We start from the raw sequence: 24,100 nt of genomic DNA, 5'->3' as shown, positions 1-24,100 counted from the left end.
TGGAAATCAGTGACAGTTAACAGGGTCCTCTTCTGACGCCTGCTGTTCTGTCATCATATGCTGGGAATGATCGGCATGGCCTCTCTGTGTTACGCCATAGAGAACCCATCCACCATAAATAATAAACAGGACCGCAAAAGTACGGCGCACCCACTTATTCTGCAAAAATTCTTTCACTCCTTGACCGGCCAACCCGCCTAGAAATACTGCAGGTAAAGTACCTAAACCAAACGCCAGCATCACCGCACCACCATGGGTTGCACTGGATTGCATTGCCGCATATGTGGCGGCAGAATACACCAAACCGCAAGGTAGCCAGCCCCAAACTGCACCCAACAATATGGCATGATCCAATCGTTTAACCGGCATCAGGGCTTTACTTAAAGGTTGGATTTTCCGCCAAACAACATTACCCAACCGTTCAATATAGGTTAACCCTTTCCACCAATCCGCCAGATACAAGCCCATTAAAATCAGTAACACACCCGATAACACCCGAAGTATCGGCATACCACTAGCGTTTGCTATTTGGTGGCCCACAGCCCCTACCGCCGCCCCAAATGCGGTATAACTTAAAATGCGACCGATGTTATACCCTAAAAGTAACAACAGTTTTTTATATCGCTCTGTTACCGGCACAGCAAATGACAATGCTGCTGCGATGCCCCCACACATTCCTAAACAATGGCCTGCGCCAAATAATCCCAAAAAGAATGCTGTTACCCAAGGAAGGTTGTCCAAGTTCACTCCTTATATTCAGGTTGATTTTGTTGTTGCGGATGATCTTGCATTTTTTTATTTTTCTTAGGCTCATTGTCAAATAATATGCGCTTGGCCTCTGTATCCAGGTCATCAAACTGACCAGATTTTACAGACCAAAAAAAGGCCTTAACCGCAATAACAACAAACACTAAGGCGATTGGAATAAGAATAAATAGACTTTCCATTTAATCACCACTGGCCGATATTTTTTTACCCCGATTTAGTCTCAGAGCATTTACCACCACCACAAGAGAACTTAGCGACATACCAATTGCAGCAAGGTATGGAGGAATAATTCCGGTTACTGCGGCCGGCAACGCCACCAGGTTGTACGCAATGGCCCAAGCCAGATTTTGGCGTATGGTGTCTTTTACCCTACGGGAAAAAGACAGACTTTTCACCAGCGTCCGCAAATCACCATTCACCAAAACACTGTCCGCTTTTGATTCTGCTAGTTGCGTAGAACCCGCCATAGCGACAGATAAATTTGCCCCACTGAGCACGGGCACATCGTTAATGCCATCCCCCACCATCAGCACTTGCCGACCAAAGCTTTGCAGTTCACGAATAATTTCCAGTTTCTGCTCCGGTAACAATCCACCAACAACGTTTGCAATATTGTGTTTTTCGCCAAAGGCACGCACATTTTCTTCCCGATCACCACTGAGAAGTGTCACGTCAATTCGGTTTTTACTGAGTTCTTCCAATACTTTATTCAATTCAGGTCGAGGCGAATCATGTAAAAGAATCCAGCCAATCACTCGCTCTTTATCCGCAAGCAGTTGCCAAAAACCGTCACCAGGGTATTCAATATTTTGCAGTTGTTCTGGCGAAGCAAATTCTTTTTTACCAAACCGATAGGTTATGCCACCAATATCCCCTTCAACACCTTCACCGGAATATACCGTTACGTTACTGGCAATATGTCGCAGGCCAACCGTATCAAATGCCCGGGCAATTGGATGAGAACTATTTATTTCCAGCGCGGACACAATATCCAAAATGGATTTTTCATCATGCTCACTGAGGCTGACCACTTTAAGTACCGATAACTTCCCTTCCGTTAAGGTGCCAGTCTTATCAAACACAATATGGGTAATACTGGGGAGCAATTCCAAAAAGTAGCGAGAGCGAACCAGCAAGCCCATTCGTCGTAACTTAAGTGTTCCCGCGGTTAAAGCAACAGGAGTCGCTAAAGACAATGCACAAGGGCAAGTGACCACCAGCACGGACAACAACACCCACAGTATTTTTTCTGGAGCAATAAAATACCAGCCCACAACCACACACGTAGCAACAAGTAATACGGCACCAACAAAATAGCTGGCAACCTTATCTGCCATTACTTGCTGTTTGGGTTTTGTTGTAGTGGCAATTTCCACTAAATTTTCAATGGTGGCCAACAAGGTGTTCTGAGACACCGCCGCGACTTTAATTTGCAACCCGGTATCACCATTGGTGGAACCGGCTATTACTTTGTCGCCCGGCGCTTTATGTTTAGCCTCGGATTCCCCCGTTAACAGAGATTCATCCGCCGTACTGGTTCCGGATTCAACCACCCCATCACACGGAAACACTGCGCCAGCATCTACCCAAACAATTTGACCCGGCTGAATGCTTTTTAACGGCACCAGTTTTTTTTCACCCTCTTCCATTAATTCGGCTGACAGTGGTAACAGTTGTGACAAATTGGATGTAGCGAAAGCACTACTGTGCCGGGCACGCATTTCAATATAACGCCCCAACAACAGAAAAAAGGTCAGCATGGAAATAGAATCAAAATACACTTCACCACTGTTAATAATAGTGGCCCAGGTACTGGCGAGATACGCTATGGATAATGCCAAAGCAATCGGTACATCCATATTCAAGCTTTTTAACCGCAAAGCCCGATATGCGTTATAAAAAAATGGATTGGCACTATAAAGCATTACCGGCGTAGCAATAAGCCAACTCACCCAGCGCAAATACGATTGCCAGTGCGCATCAATACCCTGGGCTTCGCCAGCATAGAGTGCAACAGCAACCATACCCACCTGCATCATGCCAATACCGGCCAGCCCCAAACGACGTAAAAATCCGGTTGCCTCTTTTTTCTGAGTGCTTTCCTGCTGACTGGCAATGGCTGGCTGAGGGTGATAACCAATATCCTCCAGAGCGTGCATGATTGCACTCAACTGAATTTCATCATTATCCCACTGTAATATACACCGTCGATTCGTTACATTGACGATGACTTTTTGTATTCCGGGAAGTTTGCCCAGGTAGTTTTCGATTAGCCAGGCACAGGCAGCACAGGAAATACCAACAACATTTAACCTGGCAGTGCGTATCGAAGTTTCTGAAAAGGTAACAAAGTCCGCCTGAACTTCATCAAGATTATAGGCGTCGAATTGTGTTTTTTGAGCGATTCCTGTTTCGCCAGACACATCCCGATAGTTGTAGTACTCAGACAAGCCGCCATCGGCGATGGCCTGAGCCACTGCCTGACAACCGATACAACAAAAAGATTTTAATTCACCCTCAATTTTTGCTTCATATTCCTTGAACGCGGGTAACCCGCAGTGAAAGCAAGTGCTCATTATGTTTTGATCCGTATTAGCGCAATACGATCGACGTCGTATTATTCAGGTCTATTTCTCCAGATAAACGCCATTGCGTTTTCTCTTCCCCATCTGCGCCACGCAATTGAGAAGTATCAGAAATAGCTGGAGTAATCCTTACATACCAGCGACCTTTTTCCACATCTACATTATCCGCAATAAAACGCGTCGAACTAATTTTTTGCAATTGAATAGTTCGATCAAGCTCAGTCTTTGCCGGATGTGAAATAAATAAAGCTAGCTCATCTTCCAACTGCACGGTTTTTTCCAGTGTGAACGAGACTACTCGCCCCGCCTGATTGAATACCAGAGTTCCGGAAATACCGCGATCTATTGCATTTTGATCCGCAGAAAAACTGCGATTGATCAAACGACCTTCTTTATAGTAGTCATCAATCACTACATCATCGGCTGAGCGAATTGCAATAGTTACCGTAACCGTGCAAGTTAATATAACAACGATTAAGGGGGTAAAAACAATCCATCCCCAAAACTCTTTATACCAAGGATTTGAATCCTGTTCGTGTTTTGAATTCACGCATTCTACCTAAATCTGTTTAACGACGCTTTTTTACTGCAGGCCCAATAAAATTGGTGGTTTCGACAGCCTGTAATTCAGGGTCATCCTGGGCGGTAACAATAAACTTAAGTTTAGCTTTTTCTGTATTCAACTCGCTTCGAGGAATAGAAATTCGTAAGGGTAAAGTAAACACTTCACCTGCCTCAATTCTCATCGGCCGATAATTTCTTAATTCAAATGGGTATTTACCATCAAGCTCAATTGAATACTCGTGAGGCTCATCATCCATATTGTTGATTTTTATGGTGTAGACATTTTGCACCTGATCACCGGCTATGCGATACAAACGTGCTCCTCTATCCCGTATCACATCAACGCTTAACGCCGTTCTGGACAGTAGCACATAAGAGAACGCACTAATCATTGCCAACACAGCAAAACTATAACCAAATAACCTTGGACGGATAAAACGGGTTTTCCCGGTTTTTAACTCATCTTCCGATGTAAATCGAATCAATCCTCTTGGGTATTTCATTTTATCCATAACGGCATTACAAGCATCAACGCACAAACCACAGTTGATGCAGTCGTATTGCAAACCGTCACGAATATCAATATCCACTGGACACACCTGAACACACCAGGAACAATCGATACAATCACCCAACCCTTTCGCCTTGTAGTCATCCGTTGGTTTTCGGGTACCGCGTCGTTCGCCACGCTTTGGATCATAATGAACTGCCAGTGTATCCGAATCGTACATAACGGATTGAAAACGCGCATAGGGGCACATGTATTTACAAACCTGTTCACGCATCCAGCCCGCATTCAAGTAGGTCATGGTGGTAAAAAACAGCGTCCAAAAAGCCGCTACTGGTGAAACACCGATTTGCAACATACCCAAATCATTACGAAATGGTATCAAGCCGGCTAACAACTCGCGAATGGGTACAAAATACCCAATAAAAGTCGCCCCGGTAATAAACCCAATTAAAATCCATAAAGAGTGTTTAACGGTTTTCTTGCTGATTTTTTCGAAGGTCCAGCCCTGACGATCTAATTTAATCCTTTTATTTCTATCCCCTTCAACTATGTGTTCAACGGACATAAACATCATTGTCCAGACCGTTTGGGGACAGGTAAAACCACACCAAACCCGGCCTAACAACACCGTGACCGTAAATAGGGAGAAAGCAGAAATAATTAATAACCAGGCCAACAACATGAAATCCTGAGGCCAAAACGTCATCCACAGCACATGAAATTTCCGTGCGGGCAAATCAAATAAAACCGCAGGTCGGCCATCAATAACTAACCAAGGTAAAAGTAAATATGCTGCAATTAAAGGCAAACCGGTATAGCGACGTATATTTTGAAAAAAACCGGTTATTCTCCGTGTGTATATTTTGTCCGGGGTTTCATACAGGTTTACATAACGAATTGACTGGTCAGAAGCTTTGTTATCCGCATTTTTTTCTTCACTACTTCGCTGTTCAGACACTTAGCTACTCCAAAAATCGAATCCGTCGTGCGTCTCAAAATACACTGAGACGCACGACTTTGGTTGATACTTTATACTATTCCAAATTAAAAAAGGGCGTGAAGGACTGTGACATTTTGTCGCATACCTGCACGCCCATTTAACGCTTTAGCGTTTGAGTCTTATCTATTCATACTCAAAAGATAAAGAATATACATATGCAGTAAGCAAATGGATCTTCTCTTCACGAAGTAAATCTTTTTGCGCAGGCATATGGTTATTCAAGCCCATACGTACTGAGTGAATAATACCTTCACGCGAACCGTCATACAGCCAGATATTGTCGGTCAGGTTAGGCGCGCCCAAAGCGTGCATTCCCTTTCCTTCTGCACCATGACATGCTGCGCAGTTTTGACTAAATACCGATTCGCCTTCGGTAGCCAGCTTCAAATCATAATCCTGACTGGATAGCTTAAGAACATACTCAGATACTTGTGCAACTTTTTGCTCACCGAGTATTGGTCCCCAGGGAGGCATATTGCCGTTACGCCCTTGAGTCAAGGTGTGTTTAATCGCTTCAGGAGAACCGCCGTACAACCAGTCATTGTCTGTTAAGTTTGGAAAGCTGAAGTTTCCGCCACCATCAGCACCATGACAAACTGCACAGTTATTGGCAAATAAGCGGGTTGCCATTTTCATAGCCTTCCCATCATGCACCAACTCTTCGATAGACATTTGTGAGTAAACGTCATAACTGCTTTTGTATTCTTCCAGCGCCTTTCCCTGCTCAGCTTCAAGTTGATTTTCCTGAGTCCAGCCGCCAATACCTTTCCATGCGCCCAAACCAGGAAACCAAATTAAGTACGCAACAGTAAAAACCAAAGTCGCTACAAATAAATTAAACCACCAACGAGGTAAAGGGTTATCGTATTCTTCAATACCATCGTATACATGTCCGGTTGTTCTATTTTCCGGCTCTTCATCATCACTCACAGCCACTTTGCGGTTTGCAAATAACACCCACGTGACCAATGCTAAACAAACAACTGTGAGGACAATAATCCACAAACTCCAGAATGTGCTCATATCTAGCCCTGCCTTTCTTCATCATTTTCAGGATGAAGTTCTGTATCTTTTGAATTGACTTCGTCAGCAAACGGAAGGTTTGCCGCGTCTTCAAACTTATTCTTGCGCTTGGGGGAAAACGCCCACCAGCAGATACCCGCAAACGCGACCATAACAAAAACCGTTGATAGACCTCTAAGGGTATTGAGATCCATAGCTAACTACCTTTTATGTGTTAACAAGGTTCCAAGCTGTTGCAGATAAGCAACGACAGCATCAATTTCTGCCTTGCCTTCTACAGCGGCTTGAGCGCCAGCAATATCTTCATCGGTATACGGCACGCCAAGAGTACGTAATGCAGACATTTTCTTCGCGGTGTGTTTGCCATCTAACTTTTCGTCAAACAACCAGGGGAAAGCCGGCATATTGGACTCTGGCACAACGTTTCGAGGGTTATACAAGTGAGCACGATGCCATGTATCACTGTAGCGTTTACCCACGCGAGCCAAGTCAGGACCAGTTCGTTTTGAGCCCCAAAGGAAGGGGTGTTCGTAGACAGATTCGCCAGCAACAGAATAGTGGCCATATCGCTCCACTTCCGCACGCAAAGGACGAACCATTTGAGTATGGCAAGTATGACAACCTTCACGAATGTAGATGTCTCTACCTTCCAACTCAAGAGCAGCTAATGGCTTTAAGCCTTCTACAGGTTCAGTTGTCTCAGGCAGGAAGAACTGAGGAACCAACTGCACCAAGCCGCCGAAGCTAATCGCAACAACGACGAGAAGCACCATCAAGCCAACATTCTTTTCAACAATATCATGATTTTTCATGTCGCTTCCTCCGTTACGCTGTTTGTGGTTGAGCTTGCGAAGCTTCTTCCGCTTCGGACTCTTCTTCTACGCACGTGCGATACACGTTGTAGGACATGAACAGCATACCTAACAGGAAGATAAACCCGCCGAGGAAACGCACAAAGTAACCTGGATAACTGGCTTCAACGGATTCAACAAAGCTGTATACCAGTGAGCCGTCAGCATTAAATGCCCGCCACATCAAACCTTGCATAATGCCGTTAACCCACATGGAAGCGATGTAAAGCACCGTACCAATTGTGGCCAACCAGAAATGGGTATTAATCAGGCGTACACTCCACATCTGCTTTTTATTGAATAAAGCAGGCACTAAGTGATAAACCGCACCGATAGAAATCATTGCCACCCAACCTAATGCACCGGAATGCACGTGACCAATTGTCCAGTCAGTATTGTGGGACAGCGCGTTCACAGTCTTAATCGACATCATCGGGCCTTCAAAGGTAGACATACCATAGAAGGATAAAGACACCACAAGGAAACGAAGGGTTGGGTCAGTGCGCAATTTATGCCAGGCACCGGATAACGTCATGATACCGTTGATCATCCCACCCCAGGAAGGTGCCAATAGAACCAATGACATCACCATACCTAAAGTCTGTGCCCAATCTGGTAGCGCAGAGTAATGTAGGTGGTGAGGACCAGCCCATATGTATACGGCAACCAATGCCCAGAAGTGAACAATCGAAAGCTGGTATGAATAAACCGGACGCTCAGCTTGCTTCGGCACGAAGTAGTACATCATGCCAAGGAAACCCGCCGTCAGGAAAAAGCCCACTGCGTTGTGGCCATACCACCATTGCACCATGGCGTCCATCGCACCACTGTATGCAGAATAGGATTTAAACAAACTCACTGGCATTGCCATGCTGTTCACTACATGCAGTAGCGCAACAGTAATAATGAAGGCACCAAAGAACCAGTTCGCCACATAAATATGCGAGGTTTTTCGCTTAACAACGGTACCGAAGAATACAATTCCGTAAGCCACCCAAACCAGGGTAATCGCAATATCAATTGGCCATTCAAGTTCAGCGTACTCTTTTGCGCTGGTAATCCCCAACGGCAAAGTAATCGCAGCAGCTACGATAATGGCTTGCCATCCCCAGAAGGTAAAAGGAATTAAGAAGCCGCCAAACAAACGCGTTTGACTGGTTCGCTGAACAATATAATAAGAAGAAGCAAACAGCGCACATCCACCAAATGCAAAAATTACCGCATTGGTGTGTAATGGTCGCAAACGACCAAAATGTGAATAAGGCTGTAGCAGATCGTTAAGTTCCGGCCACATTAGCTGGGCCGCAAGCAATACACCTACAGCCATGCCAACCACCCCCCAGACGACCGTCATGATTGTAAACTGACGGACCACCTTATAGTTGTAGTTTGACTGAGCTGCAGCACCCTTTTGAGATGACAAGTCACTAGTCATAGTAGATTCCCAAACACTATAGTTAGAAAATTTTTATATCGGTACACGCTTATATTTCGCTTTACCGTGGGACTTCGAACGCTGAATCGGCTAAAAACAGACCACCCTAAATATTGGCTACACAGTAGCCCATTGTCTATTCCAGCTTTAACAGCACGAGCCATTATAGGCATGCTCAACCTAAGGGTATTGATTACCATCAAATTGAGCCACCAGGTTTATTCGTGTGCCAAATTAATTAAGGACGAATACGAGAATACCACGTACTGCCGTACGTGGTATTCATCTTTGGTTTTAGTTTAGTTTGAAATTACGCTTATGGCTGTTAACGCTTAAAGAAAGCCACGACCTTTCTGGGCTGCAATACGCATTCTTAAAGCATTCAGTTTGATAAAGCCTTCCGCATCTTTCTGATCATACGCACCAGCGTCATCTTCGAAGGTTGCAATCTTCTCGTCGAAAAGGCTGTCATCAGAGCGACGACCCACTACAGAAACGGAACCTTTGTATAGTTTGATACGCACATCACCATTAACCACTTGCTGAGACTCATCGATCGCAGCTTGCAGCATTTTTCTCTCCGCGCTCCACCAGTAGCCGTTGTAAACCAACTCGGCGTACTTAGGCATGAGAGAATCTTTTAAGTGTGCGGCCTCACGGTCAAGCGTTAAAGATTCGATAGCACGGTGCGCAGGCAACAAAATGGTGCCCCCCGGTGTTTCATAACAACCGCGAGACTTCATACCCACGTAGCGGTTTTCGACGATGTCTAATCGACCAACACCGTGCGCTCCACCCATCTTATTCAGAGTTTCCATGATGGTGGCTGGCGACATGGCCTCACCGTTAATAGCAACCGGGTCACCACTCTTGAAGGAAATCTCCACATATTCAGGCTTGTCTGGTGCATTCTCAGGAGAAACGGACCAGCGCCACATATCTTCTTCCGCTTCCGCCCACGGATTTTCCAAAATGTCTCCTTCATAGGAAATATGAAGTAGGTTGGCATCCATGGAGTAAGGGGATTTTTTCTGTGCCTTGGCAAAATCAACAGGGATATTGTGCTTCTTACAATAGTCCATAAGCGTTTCACGGGAAGTCAGATCCCACTCCCGCCAAGGCGCAATCACTTTAATTCCAGGCTTAAGTGCATAAGCACCCAACTCAAAACGTACCTGATCGTTACCTTTACCTGTTGCACCATGAGAAATCGCATCCGCACCGGTTTCATTGGCAATTTCAATCAGACGCTTGGCAATAAGCGGTCTGGCGATTGACGTTCCCAATAAATACTCACCTTCATAGATGGCGTTTGCACGAAACATGGGAAAGACGAAGTCGCGAGCAAATTCTTCGCGTAAATCATCGATATAAATTTCCTTGATCCCCATCGCTTCGGCCTTGGCCCGAGCGGGCTCAACCTCTTCACCCTGACCAATGTCAGCTGTAAAGGTCACTACTTCACACTGGTAAGTTTCCTGTAACCATTTAACGATTACAGAGGTATCCAGACCACCAGAATAGGCAAGAACGACTTTGTTAACTGAGGATGACATAGCTTCTCCGGTTATATCTGGCCAAGCGGAACGCTCAGCCGGGATGCGAAATTGACACATATTTAGGGGGGCGGATTTTATCGCGATTATGAGGAAAATGACAGCATCGAAGGCCACCCATTCACCGAACTGACGACTATTTTCTTTATATCAGTAGCGGATATTGCTAAATTACGACATTCAATATTCCGTTTCACCCCGACTTTTGTCGTTCCAGGGAGATCACCATGCCGGCCTTGTGGGGCACTCTTTTTTGCATCTTATTCATTTTCAGCACCCAAGTTGCAGCGGATACACGTCGCCTCGGCCCTGATCTCGACATTCAAGCCAAGATCGTACAAACCGATCACGGTGCTGAAGTACTCTACTCACTCACCGAAGTGGAATTGAAAGCAGACGGTCACTGGCAAGCGGTTGACTATATTTCAATCCGCATTAACAGCATTGAAGCAGCACGCGACTATGGCCGCATTGCCGTACCCTACAACCACTACTACTCCAATATCTCATTGGATTTTGCCCGCGTGCTTGATAGGCAAGGCAAGCTCAACGAGCTGGCAGAAGATGCCGTTCAGGTTCGTATAACCGGTGGTGGCCAGGATTTTTATTCCGATAGCAGCGAGCTGGTATTTTCTCTTCCCGACGTTGCCCCCGGTTCAATACTCGAATTTCAATATACCCATACGAGTAAAGAGTTAGCGCTGCCTGAATTGTTCAGTAACCGCATCACTCCCTACTATTTCCAGAAAAAAGTAGGCAATGACGGATGGCGTACAGACTACGTTTCCAACTTTTCCTATTCACTAACCCACAACGTGGGCAAAAAGCTTTACACCAAGTCGTACAACCATTTTCCAGCCACACCTACAGTTAAAAGTGATGGTCGAACCATCACCAAAACTTGGAGCATGAAAAATGTAAAAGACCTGACTATTGAAGGCTGGATGCCACCACTGTATCAAGTCGCACCTCAACTATTTATATCTACCCACAAAGACTGGAGCGTAATCGATACGTGGAGCTGGGGTAATGTGCACGAAAAACTGGTACCCACAGCAGAAACAAAAAAAATTGCCAAGCGATTAAAAACCAAAAAACATGGAACAGATGACGAAAAAGTCCGTGCCGTATATGAGTTTATACAAAGTAATATCCGTTATGTGTTTGCCCACTTGGGGAGAGGCGGATACGAGCCTCACTTTCCCAATGATGTTCTGCAACAAAATTACGGTGACTGTAAAGACCAAACTGTTTTAACGGTGACACTGCTTAAAGAGCTAGGTGTAGAAGCCTACCCGGCACTGGTACAGACACCACAATCCGGACGTAGCGATACACCATTAGTCAGCCTTATCTTCGACCACATGATCGTTTACATCCCCGCAACCGAAACACGCGAAGCAATATGGCTGGATACCACCGGAGACCGGGCTCTTTATCCGGGGATGTCTGGCTATCTTGCCGGACAGACCGCGTTTGTTGTGGATGGCAAGGGAGGAAAGCTCACTCGCATCCCTAAAAGTAAACTACCTAATAACGAAGCCACCCTGAATCTGGACTATCGGGTTAATGAAGAAGGCTTTTCCGAGGTCAGCGCAGAAATATTTTTATCAGGCTACTACGAAGAAAATATTCGCAACTGGTGGAAACATGACACCAACCGCACAACCAGCTTAAACCAGTTTGCATCGTCAATTTTTCCCAAAACCACCGAGTACGTGTTTAGTGGCGATGTATTAAATACTGATGACTTTTGGCAACCAGCAACAATTAAGGGCGTATTTACATTTAAAGAAAAAGCCTCGGAAGAGGATTCCGTTTCGTTCGCCGCCAGCCTCGCTCAAATCATCCAACTATTCGGTGGTTACAGTGAGTTGCAATTACCACAGGAACGAGAAAATCGCTTTACGAATTTTTATCCCAGCACACTGTATTTAAATGCAAATTTCCACGCCCCCACTGAAACCATTGTTGCTGTTGTGGATACCGGTTCGGATATAAAAAGTAACTACTTTACATTCACCCAAAAAGGAAGCAAAACAGCAGAAGGCTACAGGGTAACTATGTCGCTTACACGGCCAGTGATTAATATTTCAGCCAGAGAGTACGCCGAATATTTTGAGCATGCAAAAGCTCTTTCACAACCCAACCCCTGGATTATTAGCTTTACCAACAATCCAGAGCAGGAAAAAGAACATCAGCTTTCACAAGTTGAAAGTAAGTTTGGCAACAAGAGCTTTGAGTTTCTGCTGGCAAAAACCAAACAACTCATAGAAGCCGGCAACTTCGAAGCAGCACTGGAACCCGCCCAGGAAGCAGTAAAACTAAATGTAAACAGTGGCGAAGCTTGGTATTACCTAGGTATGGCTCAAGGCTTGAATTCAATGATCGACGAATCTCAGCAATCATTTACTGTAGCAGAAACCCTAGGCTATTTACCCTAAGCAGGAAGTCAGTCAGGATGCGAAGAATAAAAACAACTTTAATATCATGCGCAGCCGTACTGTTAATTCACGGCTGCACCAACACACCGAACACAAACACCAAACAGACCCACCCCTTAGCTCAGGCGACCACACATCAGGAACTCTATCGTTCTGCACAAGAGTATTTTGAGTTATGGGGAGAAAGCTTTTCACCGTCAGATTTAAACAAGAGCTACACGTTATTTAAGCAGGCTCTGAAAAAGCAACCAGATAACATTCAGTATCAAAAAGCATTCTATTTGGTTTTATTTGCTACCAGCATTTTGGAAAACCAGCATGATGAGGCAGCACTAGAAAAACAGTTTAATGCGATTCATCCAGCAATTCGTCCTTCCATTGCAGCGCCAGCAAAAAGCACATTTATCAAGGCGAAAGCATTAAATAAACCGCAGGAAGAGTTGTTACCCATATTAGAACGCGCAATCCAACAACAACCCTACGACCCCTACCCCTGGCTAGAACTCTCTCAAATCTATGCAAAGCAAAACCATTTCTGGCTAGCCGCAGCAGCCGCTAAGCAAGCCCAGAGCCTGGATCTAGAATCAGGCGCGCCGTCCTACCAACTCGGACTGCAACTAAACAATATTGCCGATGCGCGACTATGCGCAAACAATACCAAAGCACTCAGCCAGCAAGCCATTAAACATATTTCCCGAGCATCATCCAAGGAACCGAATAACGCCGATTACTTATATGCGCAGGCATATATTTACCAGGTGCTAGACCTGATGCCGCTCGCACTGATGCAAGTAAAAAAAGCTATAGCAAACAAAGAAACACAATGGAATCTAAGACTTCATATCCAAATACTACTCAACCTTAAAAAGTATAAAGAGGCGAAAGAGTTATCTCGACGCTTGATTAAGCAATTTGAAAATAATGATGGCTATCTGTTTTTAGCATTAGGCCACGCAGGGCTGGAAGAATGGGGAGACAGTTACGACGCATACAAAAATTATACGCTACACGTCAAACCTTCGCTTTATCACAGCTTTATTCTTAACTGGTTACACAATATCGATAACAATAAAAAAGACCTCCCCAAATTAAACAGCGATACAGCAACAAACAAATGGGAACATTTTATTTACGACTACGTTTTTGCCGAGAAAGTAAATGAAGAAGATAACCTGCTGTATCTAGCTGAAAATCAATGCGAAAAGACATTGGGGCACTTTTTTACCGCATACAGGGCATGGATAAAAAATAGTGACAAAGATGATGCAGTTAAACATCACCTACAACAAACAAAATCACTGAGAATTCTTCGTTATCCGGAATACTATTGGGCTCAATCTCTTTTAGACGGACTGAATTAACACTCGCTTAGACTAGTTGGTTGCAGAAGCTAATGGCAGAACCTCAATTTCTTCCACACGCTCCAAACGAATTGTCACCCTGCGGTTCTTTGCCCTACCCGAGGCAGTACTGTTACTTTTCGCGGGATAACGCTCACCATGCCAGCGAAGTTTTATCCAGTCTTGCGGGATTCCTCGACGTATCAAATAAGCATTAACCAATTCTGCCCGTTTTTTTGATAACTCCAGGTTTTCATTTCGATCTCCGGCGCTATCGGTATGACCATCAATATAGAACAGCCGTACTTTATTATCGTGTTTCACCAATGCCAAAATCTGATCCAGTTTTTGCTGCGCCCCTGGTGATAATTCCTCTTGCTCCCCGGGAGTAAAATATAACGCGGTGCGCTTAAGCTGATCGAAGTTTCGAGGGATTAACGTCGCCAGACATCCCAGGTATTCATCATAAGCCTTTCTAAATCCGATAGGCGTAATGTCAAGATCAGTGATGTGGCGAATATTGTCGTACCAAGTTAAACCAGCGATTTGAACCTCTCGGCCATGGCTGAGGTGCACCAGCATCCTCTCTGCCCAATAATCGCCCAGGTACATAGGCGTCAGCCCCCTTTTGATTGGTGCCTTACCCAGATTATAGGTTCGCCCTTTAGGCTTCCAAACTGGAGGATGGACTGTAATTTCAGCCTCACCGGCACGGAATCGACTGGTTTGGGAGCGCAGATAAAATGAAGATGACTCCCCCGCCCGCTTACGGAAAACAACTTCGCCGTAAAAGGGGATTGTATGGACTACGCGACACTCGAAAACCGAGCTTTCAGACCGCCAACCTTCATTATTGATTGCTTTGGTGTAGGTTGTTGCATAAGCCCCGGACATGGCAAAGCAGGCGGACATAACAACCACGCTATAACCCAACCAGACAGATCGGAGTTTTGATAGAACAAACAGTGTCAACACAATCCGGCCTTTAACGCATTCATAGACAGCCCGTAAAACAGCAACGAGAAAATAAACTGACTCTTAGTTTATATCGGCGGCATCGCCACCAGCTTTAGTGTTGATAATGACAGACAATGCAAAAAAGCCGGTTTTCAGGTAGCATTCGCGACTCTCTGTCAGTAACACATGAGTACCCGGCAAAATGACGCAAACTCTTACTCTTACCGCACCCGACGATTGGCATATCCACCTGAGAGACGGCGACGCCCTCCAGTATACGGTGCCCCATGCCGCAAGCTCCTTCGCTCGCGCCATCATCATGCCCAATCTGGTTCCCCCCGTAACCAATGCAGAGGAAGCTGTGGCGTATAAAGAGCGGATTTTGCAGCACGTCCCCAGCGGTGAAAACTTCACCCCATTAATGGTGTTGTATCTGACCGATAACACAACAGCAGAAGATATAGTTGCTGCCAAACAGGCCGGTGTCGTGGCTTGCAAACTCTACCCTGCCGGTGCGACGACTAACTCAGACTCAGGCGTAACTAACCTGAAAAACATATACCCCGTGCTGGAAGCCATGCAAGAACAAGGTATCCTGCTATTGGTACACGGTGAAGTCACCACCTCAGATATCGACATTTTCGACCGGGAAGCCGTGTTTATTGAACAAATTCTGAAACCGGTGATTGCTGATTTCCCCGAACTTAAGGTAGTTCTTGAGCATATCACGACAAAAGACGCCGTTGACTTTGTTACCCAAGCGAGTGATAAGGTTGCAGCAACGATTACGGCACACCATTTGCTCTTTAACCGTAACCATATGCTGGCTGGCGGAATTCGTCCTCACTTCTACTGCCTGCCAATACTCAAGCGCAACATTCATCAAGAGGCCTTGATTCAGGCTGCGACCAGTGGCAATAAGAAATTCTTCCTCGGAACCGATTCAGCCCCCCATGCCAAAAACAAGAAAGAAGCCGCCTGTGGGTGTGCCGGCAGCTATACCGCTTTTGCGGCAATAGAGCTATATGCCGAGGTGTTTGATGCAGCGAATGCCCTGGACAAGCTAGAAGCTTTTGCTGCCCACTTTGGCCCGGATTTCTACGGTTTACCGAGAAACCAAGACACCATCACGTTAAAACGAGAAGAATGGACCCTACCCACCGAATTCGAATTTGGTGAATCGACACTGGTTCCTATCATGGCCGGAGAAACGCTTCGCTGGCAAATTCAACGATAAGCATTAAAGGCTGTATATCGTGACCGAACAAAAGAAAATCAGAACAGGCATTGCCGCGCGCTTTCGCGGCTTTCTGCCGGTTGTTATTGATGTTGAAACCGGCGGTTTTAATGCCAATACAGATGCACTGCTGGAAATTGCAGCAGTCACAATCCAGATGAATGAGGACGGAGAACTGGAACGGAAGGAAACCCTGGAATTCCACATCACGCCGTTTGAAGGCGCGAATATCGAAGCCGCCGCCCTGGAATTTACCGGAATCGATCTGAACAGCGAAACCCGTGAAGCCGTCACAGAGCTAGACGCACTTACAAATATCTTTAAGGCGATTCGCAAAGAAGTGAAAACAACCGACTGCAATCGAGCGGTACTCGTTGGCCATAACGCCCACTTTGATTTGGGGTTTCTGAATGCCGCGGCACAACGCTGTGAAATAAAACGTAACCCATTTCACCCGTTTTCCTGTATGGACACGGCCACACTATCGGGCCTCGCTCTGGGACACACCGTGTTAGCCAAAGCGTGTCAACTTGCCGGAATCGAATTCAGCAACTCAGAGGCGCACTCTGCGGCCTATGATGCGGAAAAGACGGCAGATTTGTATTGCTGGATAGTCAACAAATGGAAATCACTTGGCGGATGGCCTCTAGCAGCCGTAATAGAAGAAAATACAGAGACTGATACAAAAACACCGGCATAAGCCGGTGTTTTTTTAATGCCTGAAAAACGACCTTATAGACTTTCAGCGTTCTCAGAAAGGTAAGCTGCAACACCTTCTGGAGAAGCTTGCATGCCTTTGTCACCTTCTTTCCAGCCAGCTGGACATACTTCGCCGTGCTCTTGGTGGAATGCCAAAGCGTCAACCATACGAAGCATTTCGTCAACGTTACGACCTAGAGGAAGATCGTTCACAACCTGGTGACGAACCAAACCGTCTTCGTCGATCAAGAAAGAACCACGGAAAGCAACACCACCTTCTGATTCAACATCATATGCCTGACAGATAGCGTGAGTCATGTCAGCAACCAAGGTGTACTTAACAGCGCCGATACCGCCATCATTTACCGGAGTATTACGCCAAGCGTTATGAGTGAAGTGAGAATCGATGGAAACACCAATAACTTCAACGCCACGCTTTTGGAACTCTTCCATACGGTGGTCAAACGCAAGTAGTTCTGATGGACATACGAAAGTGAAGTCTAGAGGGTAAAAGAATACAACTGCTTTTTTACCTTTAGTGGCTTCAGCGAAGTTAAATGAATCAACGATTTCGCCGTTGCCCAATACCGCTGGAGCTGTGAAATCTGGAGCTTGTTTACCTACTAATACGCCCATGAATGTTCTCCTAAATAAATAAGTAATTTTTGTGGTGACAGGAAGATGGGAGCTACCGTTGTTTCTTTAGGCCCACCACTGAATGAATTGCCATCAACTGGCACAGAATTCATTCAATATGACTATCAGTCTACTTCTTCCGATAGAGACGGCTAATCATACACAGAGCAAGCCCAACAATTAATTAATTTTTTTTATATCGCTCATAGCTGCAGCCTAATTCGTATTTCGGTGAATCCCTTTTCTTTTGTTTTTGGTCAAACACCCCCCACCACAAGTTACCTATTATTCAACACAGATAATGACAAAAATGAGAACGCATTTGACAAGCATTCTCATTTGCATTAGTATTAGTGTAACTCTGGATCAGTTTGATCATTGATCAAAAAGGTATAGCTATGTACGTATGTGTATGTAAAGGTGTTACAGACAGCCAAATTCGCGACGCCGTGAATGCTGGTGCCGAAAGCGTACTGGAAGTCCGGAAACGCCTCGGCGTAATGAGCCAATGTGGTAAGTGCTCCACTCTGGCACGAGAAGTAATAAAAGAAGCCCTAGAAACAACCGGAAACACCTCATCCGCCCTTTTCTACGAAGTAGCTTAACTCCCTCTCCTCATTCCAAACAAATTCCTCACTTCCCGGCTTGACATAAGCCAAGCCGGAAACCAAACTTTTGCACAATCTCGCCCCGAATCAACAGGAGAACGCCATGAAAGGTGATGCAAAGGTCATTGAATTCCTAAACAAGGCATTAGGAAACGAGCTTGTGGCCATCAACCAGTACTTTCTTCATTCACGTATGTGTAATGACTGGGGGTTCAAAAAACTGGGAGAAAAAGAATACAAGAAGTCCATCGAAGATATGAAACAGGCCGATAAACTCATCGAGCGTATTTTATTTCTCGAGGGCCTCCCCAATCTACAATCTCTGGGCAAAATTCTAATTGGAGAAAATGCTCAGGAAATTCTAAATTGCGACAGAAAGTTACAAACGACCAAACTGGAGCAGTTACGAGAAGCGATCGCCATATGCGAATCCCTTCAAGACTACGTTTCCCGTGATTTATTAGAAGACTTTCTGGAAGAAGAAGAAGAGCATCTGGATTGGATAGACACGCAAAAAGATCTGATCAATGCGACAACGTTGGAAAACTACCTACAATCAATGATTTAATCCCTCACGCAAAAGGCTGCAGTTCACGCAGCCTTTTTAATTCCCCCTATAAAAAGTTCTGTCTCAATACTGGTAACGTTTCCGTTACCCAACTCGCTATCTCTTCAGCAGGCATAGGTCTGGCTAGAAGAAACCCCTGAACACGGTCAACACCAAGTGAACGGATCAAAGCCAGATCCTCAATATCTTCCACACCTTCGGCAACGGTTGTCATTCGTAAACTCGATGCCATTTGTACCGTGCTGGCCAACACCTTCTGTTGTTGCTCTTTCTTATTTGAGTGATGCACCAGAGAACGATCCAATTTCAGCTCTGTTGCGGGTAAGCGGGACAACTGCTCAGCATTAGCAAAACCACTACCGTAATCGTCTATCGAAATGTGAAAACCCTTTAGGCGTAAACGAGCAAGAATCTGAATTGCCTTGGCAATGTCACCAATGATCATGCTCTCAGTTACTTCGAAATTTATTTCGTTGGCATCCACTTTATAGTAATTAATATGACCGCATATCCAATCGGTGAAATCTGTATTGTTTAACAAACTTGGTGACAGGTTTAGTGAAAGAGCGAGTTTTAAACCTCGATCATTCCAGTACTTTTTTTGCTGTAGCGCCTGATCAAATAACTCTAATGTCAGCGCCCCCATATAACCGGCATTTTCTGCCACACTAATAAACCGACCGGGAAGTACAATACCATGTTCAGGATGATTCCATCGACACAGCGCCTCGACGCCAATCATCTTTAAACCTTCAACTGACAATACCGGCTGATAACACAAGAAGAATTCTTTTCGTGTAATGGCGGAAATTAAATCCTGAGCAGATAATTTAAAAGACTCGGTGGAGGTATCATCTCTCGCTTGAGACTCAGCCTGAAATTTTTCCAAGCAGGAATTTAAGGCTTGTTGGGAAACAGGTTTTTGCAAGGTACCAAGTACATCCAGGTTTTCAGCCTCGGCCATCACACCAACACTGGAAATAAGCGAAATATCCTTAGCGCTCATAATAATAATGGCTTTACTTAAACATTCATTTGCAATATACCCGATTAACTCAACGCCATCTAAAACAGGCATTTCCAAGTCAACCAGAACAATATCGCAGCTCTCCTTTCTCAATTCAGCAAGAGCCTCTGCACCATCATGAGCTGATCGAACTTCGACGGCACAAGGAGCTTGGTTGCATAAGTCCACCGCATGTTGACACTGGACAATACTGTCATCAACAACAAAGAGTCGTAGCGTTTGCATATTTAGGACCTCATTCATTGAATAAGCCCTGGGATTTGTTCCAGTGCAACAATTTTTCGGGCGGCTTGTAATTGAATTGCTTCTTTCGGCATACCAAATACAACGCACGTCTCTTCGTCCTGAGCCACAGTTTCACTCCCCGCCTGTTTCATTTCCAATAACCCGTGGGCACCATCGGCTCCCATTCCCGTCATAATAATTCCCAACGCGTTACGCCCTACGTTTTTTGCAACGGAACGAAACAGCACATCAACCGAAGGACAATGGCGATTAACGGGCGGCCCATGAAAAACCCGACTAATAAACTGTGCTCCCGAACGGGTTACCTCCATGTGCTTCCCACCGGGTGCGATCAGTACCCGGCCTGGAATGAGGCGCTCACCGCCCTGCGCCTCAAGCACTTCGACCTGGGATATATCATTAAGCCTAGCAGCAAACGCCGATGTAAACTTCTCAGGCATATGCTGGACAACAGCAATCCCAGGACAGGTTCGAGTTAATAATGGAAGAATGTATTCCAATGCAATGGTGCCACCGGTAGACGTGCCGATGGCCACAATTCTGTCAGTCGTGTGGCTCATATGAACCAACTCACTCTGACGAGGAGGCTTTTCTTCTCCAGCATCAGGAGCAACTGACTTAGGTTGCCGAACCATCTTAGCCTGTGCTGCGGCACGCACGACCTGCCAGAACTCCTGCTTTGCATCCAACAGAAAGCCTTTCACACTTAATTCGGGCTTGGTTATGATATTGGTCGCTCCCAGAGAAAGCGCCTCTAAACTTAAGTTACAACTTTTCTTGGTTAGTGATGAGCAAATAACTACTGGCGTGGGACGCTCCGACATTATTTTCCGTAAAAATGTCAGGCCATCCATTCGGGGCATTTCGATATCCAGAATAATCACATCTGGCCATCGCTCTTGCAGAAATTTCTGTGCAATTATCGGGTCGGACGCAACTTTAATAACTGATATATCCGGCGCCTCCTCCAGAACGGAGGAGAGTACCTGTCTCACAACAGCGGAATCATCAATTATGATAACGTTTATTGTCATTGCCTATTACCATCAAGAGGAACCGGATACAGACGCACATCAATCTTGCCATTTTCTAGATCCATCACCAGTGTTCGTGCGTTGTCTCCTCCCAGAGAGGTTTCAACCACATTCAATTTTTCCTGTTTAACCCACTGCTCAGCCAACTGAATATTTTTGCATCCAACGTTTCGGGTTTTGTCTGGGGAAAAAAACAAACTCCCTCCACCATACAAACCCACTTGATAATCGCGAGCATTACCTTCTTTTTCCATTCTTCCCTTCATATATCTAACGGCATGAACACCATAGAAACCATCGGGTTTTTCAGCCTCTTTCTTACTTGAATAAGGCAGTAAAAAATGGCACATCCCACCGTAACGTTTTTCCGGGTTCCACACTGTTACAGCAACACAAGAACCAAGAGTGGTCTGGATCTTTATCGGTTGATGCGAAAAGAAGATCTCTCCTGTAATTAAATAATAGATGTTATTACCAATAAACATCTCATACACCATATTGATACACTGCAGGACAACGCATTCGAAACTCTTTATCCACCCCATGAAGAGATTCAGAATGCCCAACAAACACATAACCATTCGGTTTAATACATTTTGATATGCGTTGCATAACTTTGATTTGCGTTTCTCGTTCAAAATAAATCATGACATTTCGAATAAAAATCGCATCAAATTTTCCCATTCCGGTAAAGTCATGCATTAGATTCACTTTCAAAAATTTCACACGATAACGAAGCTCTGGCGTTATACGTACATGAGATTGATATTTCCCTATCCCATGAAGAAAGTATTTATCCATAAAAGCCGGACTCACCCCACTGAGTCGATCATCGCGATATATGGCTTTATAAGCATGTTCTAACACCTTTTCATTCACATCAGAAGCAACCAACTCCCATGGAGAACTGCATGACTCTGACAAAATCATCGCGATGGTGTAGGGCTCTTCTCCTGTCGACGCAGCAGCACACCAAACACGAAATGTTTTCGTATCACCTTGCCGTTGCTGTAAAACCTTATTCAAGAAATCAAAGTGCTTGGGTTCGCGAAAAAAATAGGTTTCGTTAGTTGTAATCAGTTCCAGTGCCATCTCCAATTCATGGGATTCACCAGAGTCTGATATCAAAGAAAAGTATTCTGAAAAGTTTTTACAACTCCTTTCAACCAAACGTTTACTCAGCCGGTTATTCAGTAACGTTTTCTTATGAGGAGGTAAAAAAATCCCCGTACTCTCTTCAATTAGCCGCTGATACTTTAAGAACTCGCTATCTGAAGGATAGGGGATTCCATGTGTCATGAATCAATCTCAGTTAACAATAGGTCACTATTCGTTGTGGGAGACAAAATATTGATCATCATCGTCTCCAACCACCCTTCTAGGAGAAGAAGACACATCACTGGGCCGCGAGGATGTACTATCAACTTTATCCATCGGACGACTTGAAACAGATGTGTAAGATTGCCTTGGGATAACCGTGGAAATAGAGAAGTAATCAATGGCCTCTTTTAGGCGCATTGCCTGACTACTCATCTCCTCAGAAGTCGCACTTAGCTCTTCCGAAGCCGCAGCATTCTGCTGCATAGTCATGCTCACCTGGCCAATGGCACTATTTATCTGGTGCACGCCGGATGTCTGTTCAGATGAAGCCGCTGCAATTTCTTGCACAAGATCCGCCGTTTTTCGAATGGAAGGCACCATTTTTTCCAAAAGTGCGCCCGCAACATTCGCTTGTTTAACACTGTTAGTTGCCAACTCACCAATATCCTGAGCTGCCACCTGACTTCTTTCTGCCAGCTTTCTCACTTCCGAGGCAACTACCGCAAACCCTCGTCCATGTTCACCCGCCCGACCAGCTTCAATAGCAGCATTTAATGCCAGTAAGTTTGTCTGATAGGCAATATCGTCAATAACGCTAATTCGTTCGGCAATTTGTTGCATGGCTTCAACAGTCTCAGAAACGGCATTACCGCCGCTAATTGCGTCTTCCGCCGCCTGCTGTGCCATACCATCAGTCACATTAGCGTTTTCATTATTCTGAGAAATAGAAGCAGACATTTCTTCCATGGATGCAGAAGTTTCTTCCACACTTGCCGCTTGTGCCGAAGCACCTTTCGACAAACCTTGTGCAGTCGAACTGACCTCTTCCGAAGCGGAAGCCAAAGCATCCGCTGAAGCCCGGACATCTGATATTACCGCGGTAAGCTTTTCCTTCATTGAAGCAATGTCTGCTAATAAGGAGTTACTAAAACGACTGGCATAAGTAATATTCAAGTCGAGATTACCGTCAGCAACACTTTTCACAATATCCGCAGTATAAGCTGGTTCTCCGCCCAACAAGGCATAGATATCATAAAACGTGTAAAGCATGACCACCAAGACTAAAACCGAAAAAACGATCCCGTATAAGATGAAACTGTTTATGGCATGGTCAGTGTTATCATGAATATCTTGAGCAGTGTCCTTAATCAGATTATTAATCTCATCTTCCGTCCGAAGTGCAATTTCTTCCATGCCTTTACTAGCAGCCCTATCAACACCTTTAACAAGTTTATCCACCGTTTGCCCAGCTGTTCTATCCGATGAATTAAAGCTCTTTATCGCATCCTTATATTCTTTACCCAATTGTTTATGATCAGACAGCAATTGATTGGTTCCGGCAGAATCAATACCGAGTGCCTTCTGTTTTTCAATCGATAGTTTTAATAATTCCTGAACCGTATTTTCCTCTTTGACAAAGCGCTCAAAGTACTTATCAAATTGCTCTTTATCATTACCTCGAATTAGCACATTCTTCCATTCCTGAACCTGCATTTTAAAATGAACATGCGCTTGCTCAACGGCTTCCAACAGTTCGACTTGAATATCAATTCTTTCTATTCTCTGATCAACAAAGTTATCGACTTCAATAAGTTCTGAAACACCTAAAGCACCTAAAAACCCCATTGAAAGGAGTACGAGAAGTGACAAAAGTGCAATTTTTAATTTAATACTTAATTTTCTAAACATAA

The 24,100-nt window shown here is 44.9% G+C and carries 23 protein-coding genes; 6 read left to right on the top strand and 17 right to left on the bottom strand.

What is annotated here, in order from left to right:
• Positions 1-6: 6 nt before the first annotated feature.
• The 10 genes from P5V12_RS03370 to P5V12_RS03325 form a co-directional block, all read right to left on the bottom strand.
• A complete protein-coding gene (locus P5V12_RS03370) occupies positions 7-741 on the bottom strand; it encodes a sulfite exporter TauE/SafE family protein (RefSeq protein ID WP_316955827.1) in 735 nt (244 codons plus the stop codon).
• Positions 742-743: 2 nt separating this feature from the next.
• Entirely contained in the window at positions 744-947 is a 204-nt protein-coding gene (ccoS, locus tag P5V12_RS03365; RefSeq protein ID WP_316955826.1) for a cbb3-type cytochrome oxidase assembly protein CcoS, read from the bottom strand.
• Positions 948-3,344 (bottom strand): heavy metal translocating P-type ATPase, encoded by a 2,397-nt coding sequence (locus P5V12_RS03360; protein ID WP_316955825.1) that lies wholly within the window; start codon positions 3,342-3,344, stop codon positions 948-950.
• A 16-nt stretch (positions 3,345-3,360) separates the two neighbouring features.
• Entirely contained in the window at positions 3,361-3,903 is a 543-nt protein-coding gene (locus P5V12_RS03355; protein ID WP_316955824.1) for a FixH family protein, read from the bottom strand.
• 19 nt (positions 3,904-3,922) lie between these two features.
• Entirely contained in the window at positions 3,923-5,386 is a 1,464-nt protein-coding gene (gene ccoG, locus P5V12_RS03350) for a cytochrome c oxidase accessory protein CcoG (RefSeq protein WP_316955823.1), read from the bottom strand.
• Between the two features lie 165 nt (positions 5,387-5,551).
• Positions 5,552-6,451, bottom strand: coding sequence for a cytochrome-c oxidase, cbb3-type subunit III (gene ccoP, locus P5V12_RS03345; protein WP_316955822.1), 900 nt, complete (start codon positions 6,449-6,451; stop codon positions 5,552-5,554).
• Positions 6,452-6,453: 2 nt separating this feature from the next.
• The gene (locus P5V12_RS03340) at positions 6,454-6,645 is read right to left on the bottom strand and encodes a cbb3-type cytochrome c oxidase subunit 3 (RefSeq protein WP_316955821.1); all 192 of its coding nucleotides are present in this window, start codon (positions 6,643-6,645) and stop codon (positions 6,454-6,456) included.
• Positions 6,646-6,651: 6 nt separating this feature from the next.
• Positions 6,652-7,263 (bottom strand): cytochrome-c oxidase, cbb3-type subunit II, encoded by a 612-nt coding sequence (gene ccoO / locus P5V12_RS03335; RefSeq protein WP_316955820.1) that lies wholly within the window; start codon positions 7,261-7,263, stop codon positions 6,652-6,654.
• A 13-nt stretch (positions 7,264-7,276) separates the two neighbouring features.
• The gene (gene ccoN / locus P5V12_RS03330) at positions 7,277-8,737 is read right to left on the bottom strand and encodes a cytochrome-c oxidase, cbb3-type subunit I (RefSeq protein WP_316955819.1); all 1,461 of its coding nucleotides are present in this window, start codon (positions 8,735-8,737) and stop codon (positions 7,277-7,279) included.
• A gap of 332 nt (positions 8,738-9,069) precedes the next feature.
• On the bottom strand, positions 9,070-10,293 hold the full coding sequence (locus P5V12_RS03325) for an argininosuccinate synthase (protein WP_316955818.1): 1,224 nt from the start codon (positions 10,291-10,293) through the stop codon (positions 9,070-9,072).
• 227 nt (positions 10,294-10,520) lie between these two features.
• Here P5V12_RS03325 and P5V12_RS03320 point away from each other — a divergent pair, with 227 nt between their 5' ends.
• Entirely contained in the window at positions 10,521-12,737 is a 2,217-nt protein-coding gene (locus P5V12_RS03320) for a DUF3857 domain-containing protein (RefSeq protein WP_316955817.1), read from the top strand.
• Positions 12,738-12,754: 17 nt separating this feature from the next.
• Positions 12,755-14,098, top strand: a complete 1,344-nt coding sequence (locus tag P5V12_RS03315) for a hypothetical protein (RefSeq protein WP_316955816.1) — start codon at positions 12,755-12,757, stop codon at positions 14,096-14,098.
• Between the two features lie 12 nt (positions 14,099-14,110).
• Here P5V12_RS03315 and P5V12_RS03310 read toward each other — a convergent pair whose 3' ends face one another.
• The gene (locus P5V12_RS03310; RefSeq protein WP_316955815.1) at positions 14,111-15,052 is read right to left on the bottom strand and encodes an OmpA family protein; all 942 of its coding nucleotides are present in this window, start codon (positions 15,050-15,052) and stop codon (positions 14,111-14,113) included.
• Between the two features lie 184 nt (positions 15,053-15,236).
• Between P5V12_RS03310 and pyrC the strand changes: the two genes are divergently transcribed.
• Together pyrC and rnt are read left to right on the top strand one after the other, a co-directional pair.
• Positions 15,237-16,271, top strand: coding sequence for a dihydroorotase (gene pyrC, locus P5V12_RS03305; protein ID WP_316955814.1), 1,035 nt, complete (start codon positions 15,237-15,239; stop codon positions 16,269-16,271).
• 19 nt (positions 16,272-16,290) lie between these two features.
• A complete protein-coding gene (gene rnt / locus P5V12_RS03300; protein ID WP_316955813.1) occupies positions 16,291-16,971 on the top strand; it encodes a ribonuclease T in 681 nt (226 codons plus the stop codon).
• A gap of 32 nt (positions 16,972-17,003) precedes the next feature.
• Here the strand turns inward: rnt and P5V12_RS03295 are convergent, their stop codons facing one another.
• Positions 17,004-17,606 (bottom strand): peroxiredoxin C, encoded by a 603-nt coding sequence (locus tag P5V12_RS03295; protein ID WP_316955812.1) that lies wholly within the window; start codon positions 17,604-17,606, stop codon positions 17,004-17,006.
• Positions 17,607-18,004: 398 nt separating this feature from the next.
• Between P5V12_RS03295 and P5V12_RS03290 the strand changes: the two genes are divergently transcribed.
• Both P5V12_RS03290 and bfr read left to right on the top strand, forming a co-directional pair.
• Positions 18,005-18,211 carry a bacterioferritin-associated ferredoxin gene (locus tag P5V12_RS03290; RefSeq protein WP_316955811.1) on the top strand — a complete coding sequence of 69 codons (207 nt, stop codon included), beginning with the start codon at positions 18,005-18,007 and terminating at the stop codon, positions 18,209-18,211.
• 106 nt (positions 18,212-18,317) lie between these two features.
• On the top strand, positions 18,318-18,782 hold the full coding sequence (bfr, locus tag P5V12_RS03285; RefSeq protein ID WP_316955810.1) for a bacterioferritin: 465 nt from the start codon (positions 18,318-18,320) through the stop codon (positions 18,780-18,782).
• Positions 18,783-18,828: 46 nt separating this feature from the next.
• Here bfr and P5V12_RS03280 read toward each other — a convergent pair whose 3' ends face one another.
• The 5 genes from P5V12_RS03280 to P5V12_RS03260 are packed head-to-tail and all read right to left on the bottom strand — an operon-like array spanning position 18,829 to position 24,098.
• Positions 18,829-20,052 carry an EAL domain-containing response regulator gene (locus P5V12_RS03280; protein ID WP_316955809.1) on the bottom strand — a complete coding sequence of 408 codons (1,224 nt, stop codon included), beginning with the start codon at positions 20,050-20,052 and terminating at the stop codon, positions 18,829-18,831.
• Positions 20,049-21,089, bottom strand: a complete 1,041-nt coding sequence (locus P5V12_RS03275) for a chemotaxis response regulator protein-glutamate methylesterase (protein ID WP_316955808.1) — start codon at positions 21,087-21,089, stop codon at positions 20,049-20,051. Before P5V12_RS03275 ends, P5V12_RS03280 begins: the two co-directional genes overlap by 4 nt.
• Positions 21,086-21,574 carry a chemotaxis protein CheD gene (locus P5V12_RS03270; RefSeq protein WP_316955807.1) on the bottom strand — a complete coding sequence of 163 codons (489 nt, stop codon included), beginning with the start codon at positions 21,572-21,574 and terminating at the stop codon, positions 21,086-21,088. The genes P5V12_RS03275 and P5V12_RS03270 overlap by 4 nt, the downstream gene beginning before the upstream one ends.
• A 1-nt stretch (position 21,575) precedes the next feature.
• On the bottom strand, positions 21,576-22,388 hold the full coding sequence (locus tag P5V12_RS03265) for a CheR family methyltransferase (RefSeq protein WP_316955806.1): 813 nt from the start codon (positions 22,386-22,388) through the stop codon (positions 21,576-21,578).
• Between the two features lie 27 nt (positions 22,389-22,415).
• Positions 22,416-24,098 carry a methyl-accepting chemotaxis protein gene (locus tag P5V12_RS03260; protein WP_316955805.1) on the bottom strand — a complete coding sequence of 561 codons (1,683 nt, stop codon included), beginning with the start codon at positions 24,096-24,098 and terminating at the stop codon, positions 22,416-22,418.
• Between the last annotated feature and the right edge of the window lie 2 nt (positions 24,099-24,100).

Source organism: Teredinibacter sp. KSP-S5-2 (genome assembly GCF_032773895.1).
Taxonomy (GTDB): domain Bacteria; phylum Pseudomonadota; class Gammaproteobacteria; order Pseudomonadales; family Cellvibrionaceae.
This window is presented reverse-complemented; position numbering and strand designations above follow the sequence as displayed.